This is a genomic window from Streptococcus handemini, assembly GCF_040984445.1.
In the GTDB taxonomy this organism is placed as follows: domain Bacteria; phylum Bacillota; class Bacilli; order Lactobacillales; family Streptococcaceae; genus Streptococcus; species Streptococcus handemini.
This window is the reverse complement of record NZ_JBFRYH010000006.1, coordinates 44,351-54,802: the sequence shown is the minus strand read 5'-3', so window position 1 is coordinate 54,802 and position 10,452 is coordinate 44,351. Positions and strand designations below refer to the sequence as shown.

General features: G+C 38.1%; 12 protein-coding genes. 3 read left to right on the top strand and 9 right to left on the bottom strand.

The genetic code is table 11. The features are described from left to right. The coding region (locus tag ABPH35_RS01805) for an IS3 family transposase (RefSeq protein WP_368849507.1) at nt 1-540 on the top strand (540 nt) is incomplete at its 5' end. A gap of 62 nt (nt 541-602) precedes the next feature. Beyond that, nucleotides 603-1,451 (top strand): DUF975 family protein, encoded by an 849-nt coding sequence (locus tag ABPH35_RS01800; protein ID WP_349988130.1) that lies wholly within the window; start codon nt 603-605, stop codon nt 1,449-1,451. Nucleotides 1,452-1,609: 158 nt separating this feature from the next. Here the strand turns inward: ABPH35_RS01800 and ABPH35_RS01795 are convergent, their stop codons facing one another. Continuing rightward, nucleotides 1,610-2,644 carry a M42 family metallopeptidase gene (locus ABPH35_RS01795; protein WP_349988129.1) on the bottom strand — a complete coding sequence of 345 codons (1,035 nt, stop codon included), beginning with the start codon at nt 2,642-2,644 and terminating at the stop codon, nt 1,610-1,612. A gap of 76 nt (nt 2,645-2,720) precedes the next feature. Between ABPH35_RS01795 and birA the strand changes: the two genes are divergently transcribed. Continuing rightward, entirely contained in the window at nt 2,721-3,656 is a 936-nt protein-coding gene (gene birA / locus ABPH35_RS01790) for a bifunctional biotin--[acetyl-CoA-carboxylase] ligase/biotin operon repressor BirA (RefSeq protein WP_349988128.1), read from the top strand. Here the strand turns inward: birA and ABPH35_RS01785 are convergent. The 8 genes from ABPH35_RS01785 to ABPH35_RS01750 all read right to left on the bottom strand — a co-directional run bounded on the left by ABPH35_RS01785 (nt 3,637) and on the right by ABPH35_RS01750 (nt 10,435). Next, the gene (locus ABPH35_RS01785; RefSeq protein WP_349988127.1) at nt 3,637-3,831 is read right to left on the bottom strand and encodes a DUF3272 family protein; all 195 of its coding nucleotides are present in this window, start codon (nt 3,829-3,831) and stop codon (nt 3,637-3,639) included. The genes birA and ABPH35_RS01785 overlap by 20 nt on opposite strands. 62 nt (nt 3,832-3,893) lie before the next feature. Beyond that, nucleotides 3,894-4,571 carry an MgtC/SapB family protein gene (locus tag ABPH35_RS01780; RefSeq protein WP_154608171.1) on the bottom strand — a complete coding sequence of 226 codons (678 nt, stop codon included), beginning with the start codon at nt 4,569-4,571 and terminating at the stop codon, nt 3,894-3,896. A 31-nt stretch (nt 4,572-4,602) separates the two neighbouring features. Further along, complete coding sequence (locus tag ABPH35_RS01775; RefSeq protein WP_349988126.1) at nt 4,603-5,379, bottom strand: hypothetical protein; 777 nt, start codon at nt 5,377-5,379, stop codon at nt 4,603-4,605. An 11-nt stretch (nt 5,380-5,390) separates the two neighbouring features. Next, the gene (locus ABPH35_RS01770) at nt 5,391-6,848 is read right to left on the bottom strand and encodes a hypothetical protein (protein WP_349988125.1); all 1,458 of its coding nucleotides are present in this window, start codon (nt 6,846-6,848) and stop codon (nt 5,391-5,393) included. 26 nt (nt 6,849-6,874) lie between these two features. Next, nucleotides 6,875-7,666: a DeoR/GlpR family DNA-binding transcription regulator gene (locus ABPH35_RS01765; RefSeq protein ID WP_349988124.1), complete on the bottom strand. Its 792-nt coding sequence runs from the start codon at nt 7,664-7,666 to the stop codon at nt 6,875-6,877. A gap of 71 nt (nt 7,667-7,737) precedes the next feature. Then, a complete protein-coding gene (gene add / locus ABPH35_RS01760) occupies nt 7,738-8,742 on the bottom strand; it encodes an adenosine deaminase (RefSeq protein WP_349988123.1) in 1,005 nt (334 codons plus the stop codon). Next, on the bottom strand, nt 8,743-9,618 hold the full coding sequence (locus ABPH35_RS01755; RefSeq protein ID WP_349988122.1) for a sugar phosphate isomerase/epimerase family protein: 876 nt from the start codon (nt 9,616-9,618) through the stop codon (nt 8,743-8,745). It lies immediately after the preceding gene. Nucleotides 9,619-9,631: 13 nt separating this feature from the next. Continuing rightward, complete coding sequence (locus ABPH35_RS01750; protein ID WP_349988121.1) at nt 9,632-10,435, bottom strand: HAD family hydrolase; 804 nt, start codon at nt 10,433-10,435, stop codon at nt 9,632-9,634. Nucleotides 10,436-10,452 lie beyond the last annotated feature (17 nt).

Below are 10,452 nucleotides of genomic sequence, written 5' to 3'. Positions count from 1 at the left end.
AAAGCTGGCGACAGATTCTACGCTGAAAATCTTCTTAATCGTGATTTTACTGCGACAGCACCGAATCAGAAATGGTGCACAGATGTCACCTACTTACAATACGGTCTCGGTGCCAAGGCTTATTTGAGTGCAGTCAAGGACCTATATGATGGCTCGATTATCGCCTATGAGATTGGTCACAACAATGATAATCCCTTGGTTATGAAGACCATTAAGAAAGCTCTAGTAGCCAATCCAGGAGCGACACCGCTCATGCATAGCGATCGTGGCAGTCAGTACACTTCAAAGGAATATCGCTATTTTACAACACAGGCTGGCATCACTCTATCGATGTCACGAGTTGGGAAATGTATCGACAATGCACCGATTGAAAGTTTCTTTGGGCATTTCAAGACAGAGTCTTATCATCTCAAGAAATACAAGACCTATGAGGAACTAGTCGCAGATGTCGAAAGCTATATCCAGTTTTACAATACACAACGTTATCAAACAAAATTAAACAACCTGACTCCTTGGGAATTCAGGAATCAGGTTGCTTAGTATCTTTTATTATTTGACTGTCTACTTGACAGGGAGCCGTTCACTATAGGAAGGAGGTTTTTATGTTTTCAATTCAACAAATTCGTACTAAAGCACGTAAAACAATTGCAGAAACACCCGGAGCTTATCTCATTGCTCTTATCCCTGTCATTATGGGAGTTTTGATTAACTTGATGACATCATCAGAGTCTAACAATTTAGTTCTGCAACTGATAAATAATCCTGTCCCAAGTCCATCTCACATTATTAATGCAACAGCCTTTCCATTCTTATATGGTATTTTAGTAGATTTAATGGGACTATCCATATCTTTTGCTCTTTTTCAAATCATCTACAAGCTACGTGAGAATGTCCAAGCAAAAGATGCTTTCACCATCTTTAATCATCAACGATTTGGTAGTATCCTTGTAACCTACCTAGTAAAAGCTATCTTGCTCTTTCTATGGGGACTTGTGGCTACAATCGGACTATCTGTCATGCTCGGTGGCGCAATCTTAAGCGTGGTTGCAACCATCTCTACTCCAGATCCCCAAGAAAATCTATTGGTCATTGCTGGCTTCATGATGATGATCGGATTGTTAGTTATGATTGCGGGAATCGCGCTCTTTCTGCCACAATTCTTCGCCTACTTCCTTGTAGAACCACTTCTCTTTGACCAATTGACGCACAATACCTATACTGGACCATTTGCGGTCATTAAAGAAAGCCGCCGCTTAATGAAAGGTTATAAAATGAGAGGCTTTGTCCTTGATTTATCTTTCATCGGTTGGCATATTTTAACCATGATTAGTTTCGGCATTGTCGGAATTTATGTCATTCCTTACTACCATACTAGCCACATCTACTTCTATCAAGCTGTTCTTGATGACCATGAGATGAAAGAAAAATTTGTACAAAACATGATGCCGTAAAACACGAAAACGTATGGAAACCCATACGTTTTTATGTATTCAAATTTTTAGAACCTATATTCACAGTCAGCAATTCTATTCAGGAGCTTATGAATACAGGTTCTTATAAAATAGATGAAGTGAATTTACACTAAGCATCTTCTTACAGTATTCTTCTCTTATTTCACCATCGCTGATTTCAAATAGGCATCTACCATGCTCTCTGTGGCCTTGATAGAGTCTACATGGGTGCGTTCGTAAGAATGGCTGGACTCGATTCCTGCGCCGAGCAGAGCGTGCTTCACATCTGCTCCTGCGTGCATGGCAGCTGAGGCGTCAGAGCCATAATAGGGATAAATATCTAACTTATACGGAATGTCATTTTCTTCCGCTAAAGCGACCAAATGCTGGCGCAATTCATAATGATAAGGCCCAGAAGCATCTTTGACACAAATTGAGACAGTGTATTCATCGGTCTGCTGGTCATCTCCTATCGCTCCCATATCGACAGCCAAGTATTCTACAACTTGTTCTGGCAGGCTAGAATTTGCCCCATAGCCAATCTCCTCATTATTTGAAAAGTAAAAATGAGTCGTGTAAGGCAGAATAATATCCTCTTCCTTGTAGACTTTTAGCAGGTTCATTAAGAGGGCTGCTGATACCTTATCATCCAAATGTCGGCTCTTAATAAAACCACTTTCTGTGATGACGGTACGTGGGTCAAAGGAAATAAAATCTCCCACTTCAATCCCCAAGGCGCGTGTTTCTTCAGCAGACTTCACCTTTTCATCGAGACGAATTTCCATATTGGTTTGATTGCGTTCTGCGGTTTTCGCATCAGCGTATACATGAACAGAGGTTTGGTGCATGAGGATAGTTCCTGTATAGGTCTTGCCATTTTTGGCAACATGAATCAGGCAATTTTCTCCCTCAATAGAAGGATAGCCAAAGCCACCAATTAAATCCATTTTCAAGCGACCGTCTGGCTTAATAGCCCGTACCATAGCTCCCAAGGTATCCAAATGCGCCGTCACCATTCTATGACGGCTATCATCTGCTCCTACTATACTCACCATGACACCACCCTTTGGTGTTTTCACGGCTTGATAGCCGAAGCTCGTAATCTCTGACTGGATGTAATCCATAATCGCTGTCGTATAGCCTGTTGGGGAAGGCGTATTGGTTAATGTAACAAGATAATCAAGTGTGTTCATCTTTTCTCCTTTTACTTTCTATCCATCTTTTCCTTATTATACCACGTTTGTTGGCTTTTTTTGTTATAATGAAAGCATGAAAACCTACGAAAACATTTATAACCTATTATGGAATGCCAAAGACTACGTGAGTGGAGAAGAATTAGCTCAAGAATTAGGCATTTCAAGAACCTCTGTCTGGAAAGGCATTCAACAGTTAGAAAAACAAGGTCTGGTCATTCAGGCCAAAGCCAACCGTGGCTATCGCCTTGAACAAGGAGATTTGTTGCTTCCTGAAGACATTGAAAAAACACTTCAGATTCCTGTTTACCTAACCAAAAATAGCACTTCAACCCAACTAGATGCCAAGCATGGGATTGAACGGCATGATGCGAACCCTGCTCTTTATCTGGCAGATAGTCAAAGGCAGGCTCAAGGGCGATTTGGTAGACCATTTTTTACTGCTGATACCGGTGGAATTTATATGACCTTACATCTTTGTCCCCAAGCTCCCCTTCAAGACCTAAAACCCTATACCTTATTGGTTGCAGCTGCGATTGTTCAAGCCATTGAAGGGCTAACCGGTATCCAAACAGAAATCAAATGGGTGAACGATATCTATCTCAATGGCAAGAAAATTGCAGGTATCCTAACCGAAGCTGTTTCTTCTATTGAGGCTCAAGTCGTCACTGATATGATGATTGGGGTCGGACTGAATTTTTATCTCCTTGATCTGCCAACAGAACTGAAAGAAAAGGCAACCAGCCTCTTTCTTGAAAAGCCAACCATCACACGACAGCAATTAATTACTGAAATTTGGCGAATCTTTTTTACCACAAGCGAAGAAGACTTACTGGCTCTTTATAAAGAAAAGTCACTCGTTCTTGGAAAACAAGTGACCTTTTCAGAGCACAATCAGCTTTATCAAGGAAGAGCCTTTGAGATTACAGATAGCGGAATCTTACAGGTGGAGCTAGAAGACGGCTCTATCAAGAGTCTAGTAAGCGGGGAAATCAGTCTGTCTTCTTGGTAAGATCTTCAAAAACACGAATCACCTTGCTTACCCGATAGCTCCAGCGAAGATTGCGCACTACAAAAAATCCATAAATGGCTGCCCACATATATTCACCGGCTAAAATCGCCTCATTCATCCAATAAGTCGCAAGAGCCGTTGTAAGGGCTAGAAACAAAAACTGGGAAATTCTCATAAGACTAGTATACCAAAAAATCAGCTCAAAAGCTGATTTTTGTCTTGCTCATAGAGTTGTCGCTATTCCACGACAGAGATGAGTCGAACCTTTAAAATATTAGATCGAACAGCCAATTCTTCAATAATTTCTACTAGCGAAACATCTTTGGGCAATTGCAAGGTGAAGATATTGCGGTAAATCTTCCGACCATCTATATTTTGAACATCAAAGAGTACATTGGTCAACTCAATATGGTGTTCTGCAAAAAATTCTGTTAAAAATTCCTTGGTTTCCTGACGATGAATAAAATGAATCTCCAAGCGTTTAATTTCTGGAGTAGGGATAATGTAGCTGACCAGCATTAAGGAAAAGATAACTGCCAAAAAGGCTAGTAGAGCGATACTATAATAACCCATTCCTAAGGCAATCCCAATACCCGCAACCGTCCAGAGCGAAGCAGCTGTTGTCAAACCAGCTACCCTATGCTTTGTTACCACAATAGTTCCTGCACCTAAAAAACCAATTCCACTGACAATCGGTGCTAAAAGCCGCACCTGATCAACTTCAATCATCGGCTGACTCTGCAACTTCTCGTAAAAAACTGCACTCTGAATCAGAGCAATCGTTGTCGCTCCAATGCAAACTAACAGGTGGGTTCGAAGACCAGCCGGCCGACTCTTTCGCTGGCGATCATAACCAATCAAGCCTGAACATAAAATTGCTAATACTAATCGAATGAATATATCTTGTATGGTCATGTTGCCCCCTTTTCATTTATATCTTTACAACTCAGCGCGCATAAATATTAAACTTTATACGTTGTTCTACTACTGTCTGATATCTATTTATCTCGTATAAATTTTTAAGCTCTTCCATCATTGGATAGTTCATTAAAGAATAAATAATAATGAATAATCTGGGAATAAATATTTGTTTATTTTTCACAGCCAAATAATTTTTCCTGTACTCTTTATACGTCACAGTATCAATCGGATTCTCCTTATCAACACATTGTATCATATACTGCTCCGTAAAAAGTAATACTTCTTCTAAATTGCTACGATTATACAATAAATATCGTTTTAAAGTTCGTATCCACTCACTCCAACTACTCCCCATTGCAACTATCAGCTCGTCTAATAACACTTGACTAGAAAGAGAAAACTCAATTTCCTCTTGATTAGCCATATAAGCAAACTGAATTGCTGATAATATAGATAAAAACTCTGAATGATTCTGAAATCTATTCTTATAATGTTGATAATATAACAAATCTATAGGATCATTATTTGATAATAGTTGTACTCCACCAAAAAGATTTTCTAACAATATGTTAACTTGACTAATTGTTAAGTCAAAGGAAAAGAGGGAGAGATACTGCAATACCTCATGTCTATTTGGAATCTCTCTCCCTTCAAAAACATTTATTAGTCGCTGTTCCAACACATCTACTGCAGCATCATTATCTGATATAAAACCTAGATGAATAAATTGAGAAATGCATCGTTCAAGCATTAAATTTCTTTTAAAGTGTTCAAATAATCCTAATATATCTTGATCTATCAACGATTCTCTCCTTATTGTAATACCTCTACAGGTATTTTTTCTTGAGTTCCAGAAACTGTTTGCCCATATATATCTTTAGCCTCTATCAACACACTAATGTTCTTGCCAACTAAACCTTTAGGGAACTGTACTTCATGTCTAAATTCAAAGATAGAATTTCGAACCTTATTGTCAATCATTCGATCTATACCTACATTCTTAGACTGCGAAGCATACACAGTTCCACTAACTGTGTCAACAATCTTATAGTCAACACTTAAAATTTTATTTTTCATCACATACGTTCCATTGCCACGCTTTTCTATATCACTCAAAGAGTTTTGAATAGGTGTAACAACTCCATTAAAGGATAGCTTATCTCCATCATGTATAACTGTACCATCTGTCATATCTATGTCATAAGAAACTAATTGATTAAAAGTATTAGCGTCCATATAATTATCTTTAACAGATAGCTGCCCTGTATTATCTACTCGAGTAATCTGTAACTTATCCCCTTGATCAAACTTAACGATTGTACTTTTTACCCCATTTGGCAACAGTGGTTCACCGAATGAGTAATAGTACGATTGCATTCTCTTATTATCATTAATGACACCTTGATATTGCAATGTGCCTACTTCTACATTATAAGTTGCACTAGTATCAGAAACATTATAGATGACAAAATGAGCGACACCACTTTGATACTCTTGCGCATCAGCTAAACGCCATTTCGGCAAAATCTCTGCAAATATAGGCGAACCTGATAACTCTGGAATATAATTACTCGGTGACCAGTAACCTGGAAAAGGATCTAAAAACAATTCATATCCATGCTGTTCAGAAAATTCTTTAATATTTTCAAAGTGATTAGAAGGACTAAAACGAGCCAGCATTCTATCTTTAGCATGAGCAATGGTTATATTTTTCTGTGTCTTTCCTTGAATATTGCCATTGGTATCCCTCATTGTTACTACCAAAAGATATTGGCCTGACTTTAATTTTTCAATTTGTTGCCCATTTTTATCTGTAAGATTTATATCCGTTGAATATTCACCTCCTGCTAACAGAGCCGTAAAGGTTCTATCAGTAAAATAAGCTTTGTTCCATATCGCTTGGATTGAACTAGAATCCTCAGCATCATAGACCAAATCTGGCATCATTGCGCTATATAATGGAGTTCTATCATCAGAGGCATAGTAGGATAATAACGGATAATTCACATTCATTGACTGATTGCTCTTCCCTCGCGTTTCCACTACACGAATCGGGGTAGCCACTCCTGCCTTATAAAGCTCTACAGACAGCGTAGCATCTTGAGGAACTGTCCCATTTAACTTACCGATAACATAAAAGTCTCTCTCTGGAGCGATTCGAGACTGACTGATGGACGGAGTTGTAATCTCCATCTCAATAGTATCTGCTGCAACATGTATCCCTAAAAGGCAACCAATCAATACTATATAACAGATGATTCTTTTTTTCATATTTCACACCCTTTTCTATATAAAGACTAAACACTAATAATCCCATTTTCACTGCTTAATTGACCACATTCTCTAATTTTCTCAATAAGCTTTTCAGACAGTGGGGTAGCTGCTATGATATGCGAAAATTCTGAGATATTGGCAACTTTTAACAAGGCCTGCTTGGGATACTTGTCTTTTCCAATCATTAAAATTTTCTGCTTGGCCTGTTGCAATGCTATTTTTTGAAAAATCGTGTCACTTTCATAATAGCTAGATAAGTTTCCTTCATAATCAACTGCCGCTGCACTTAAAAAGGCCTTATCAACATAGATATTTTTAAAAAATTCTTCCATCATACTGCCTGTTGTAGCATGCTGAGAAAAATCAATCCAGCCTCCTAAGAAGAAACAACCTTTGACCTGCTCTTTTTCAATCAATGCAATAATCGAAAAGGAATTTGTGATAATGGTTAGAGTTTGGAGCAAGTCTTTATTCCCAAGTAAGGCTTCAATCATCGCTAAAGATGTCGTACTATTTTCTAGTAGAATAACATCTCCTTCTTCCACTAATTCACTTGCTTTTACACCAATCTTAGATTTATAGGCACGATTCATCTTACGGCGTAAATCAAATGGGAGATAATTTTTTGAACTATCCTTTAGCAAGACGCTCCCATGTCTTTTAATGATTTTTCCTTCAGCAGCTAGTTGCTGTAAATCTTTTCTAAGCGTCTCTGTAGATACACCTAATTTACCAGATAGTATCGCAATAGAAGAAGCCGGTACTTTTGATAAAATATCCAAAATTGTTGCTCGTCTTTTCTCTGCTTTATTCATTATTACATCTCCTTGGCTTATTTCAATTTTCATTTCTATTATCTCATTTTTTCAAAATAGGCCTACTGTCACTACTCATTTTCACTGTCGAATTCAGCACATTGTCGTCTTAACTCCTGCTTTACATTGGAAGAAACAAAGGCTGCATCAATGGCATTATCTACTAATTTCGTAGCCCTTTCTCTGGTCAAATCGAAATGATGTGAAATGGTTTGAAATTCTTTGGTCAAACTCGTATTCGATACTGTTCTATTGTCCGTATTTAAGGTCACCTGAATGCCATGATCTATAAAAAACTGAAAAGGGTATTGAGACCAGGATGTACTCGCCCCTGTTTGAATATTACAGATTGGGCATAGCTCTAACGTAACAGGGAAACCTTTGATAAAATCAGTTGCTACCTTGCTGTTTGAAAGAGCAATGCCATGTCCTATTCGAGAGGCTCCTAGCTGAACAGCCATCAAGACATTTTCTACGCTCCCAGTTTCTCCAGCATGGATCGTAAAAGGAACCCCCTCACTTTTTGCTATTGTAAATAATTTTTTATCCAGCTCTGAAAAACCATGTTTTACTTCATTCCCTGCCAAGTCCAAACCATTAACGCCATTTTGATAGTATTTTACAGCAAGATTGAATATCTCTTGGTTATTTTTCCCTCTCATCATACATAAAATCAAGCCTATCTTAATTTTATACATACTTTTGGCTAAGTGTATTCCTTCTACTACTGCTAACACCGCCTGCTCCATAGACATAGCTTCATTTGCTACATATTCTGGAGCAAATCGTAACTCCATATAAATGACATTCTCTTTTATAGCTTGTCGGGCAACATCTAAGACAGCAAGCTGTAGAGAATGCTCTGTTTTAAGAGCTCCTGTTAACAAAGAAAAACACCGTAAATATTCCGTTAAATTTTGACATTTCTCAGGAGCAATCACAGAATTTGCAAGCATTTTAATGACATCATGTTCAGTTTTATTATAGACTTTCTTTAAAAAATCTAGACTAATAGAGCCATCCAAATGGCAATGCAACTCAACTTTTGGAAGTCTTCTTAGGAATTCTTCATCCAATTAGTTTCCTCCTCTTTTGATTTGTTCAATCATATACTGACCTATTGAGACGCTAAATTTCATAGCTTCTGGTATTAGTTCGTGGGGCATATTAACGAGATATTTGTGAATTTCAAAATTAAATACCCCGTCATACTGAATATTCCGCAAAGCCGTAAAAATAGCATCCCAGTTACTATTTCCCAAATAAGGCAATAAGTGAATGTCTTTTTCATTTGTGTAATCCGAGATATGAAGAGCCTTTAAGCGATGACCCAATGCCTCTAAAGCCTGCCCTTGGTCAATTTGCATAATTTCTGCATGCTCGCAATCCCAGCAAGCACCTAGACCAGGAACTGCATCTACTAGTTCTATCAATTCTTCTACTTCAACACAATACTGGCGAATAGGCTGAATATGCAAATCCCACATATTTTCCACTGCAAAACTCACCTGATAGTCTTTTGCAACTGTGACCCATTTCTGGAAAAATTCTATGTTTTTCCTCTTGGATTTTGCTTTAAAAAGCACCTCGTCCCGAACTGTTGAAGGATGTACCACTAGCCATTTTATCCCTAAAATATTCGCTCCGACAATACATCTTCTAAATAATTCGTCGTACAGCTGATGATCTATATCCGTCCGACAAAAATCATAGACAATGGCATGGCCCTGTTGAAAGCGAATATTGCAATCTGCAGCAACTTTCTTGATAAAATGAAAATAGTCTTCCCAACTATCTGTTTTTAAAGGACTCTCATAAGTAATTAAATCATGAAAACAAAAGTCTAAAATAGTGTAGCCCGCCTCTGCACAGAGTCGAATAACCTTTTCCTGAGGAATCAGCTCCCCATCTCGCCTTTCAAATAAAATATTTGTAGATGTTGATAATTCCATTGTTTCTTCCTCACTACCTTTCTTGTGTATCTATTAGTTGTGCAAGTATTTCTCCCACACCATCTGCCGAAGAAAGACTCGTTACTATCTGAGCAGACTGCTTAGCGTCTGAGCTCGCATTTGCTACTGCTACTGCAATTCCAGATGCCTTAAATAACGCAATATCATTCTCATTATCTCCAATCGCCATTATAGTAGAAAACTCCCTCTTCTTCAGGCGACAATAATGATCTATTCCTGTTTTTTTGCTCACGTCTTTGTGTACAATTTCCACGCCTTGATTACCATAACGTGTGATATTTACAAGCCCCTCTAACTTTTGTAATTCCTCATCTAGTAGATACACGGTATTTTCTGCCAATATATTCACCTTTATCAATTGCATCGTCGCAAAATTAAGTGGCTGAATAGCAAAATAATCTCCTCGCTCCCTGCGCTTACGCTTGGATGTGGCTGTTTCTCGATGGCAATATTCAACGCCACCAAGTGAGTACAATACTGTCATGTCAAAAGCATCAGCCAACCTTACTAAACCTTCGAGTAATTTTACTGGAAATACATGTTCAAAAATAATAGTATCTCCTTGATAAACCAGTGCTCCATTACAAGCAACAACAAACATATCCTCTTGTTGAAGCTGTAGCACTAAAGGATGGATTCTACTAGGCAAGCGTCCAGAAGCAAATACAAAGTCGATTTTATATTCTTTTAAAAGCTTGATCCTTGTAACCACCTTGCTGGGTAGCATTTCTCGTTTTTCAAGCAAAGTTCCATCAATATCGCAAACCACTGTTTTTATCGTTTTCATTTTTTCCATCTTAATGCAAATCTCCT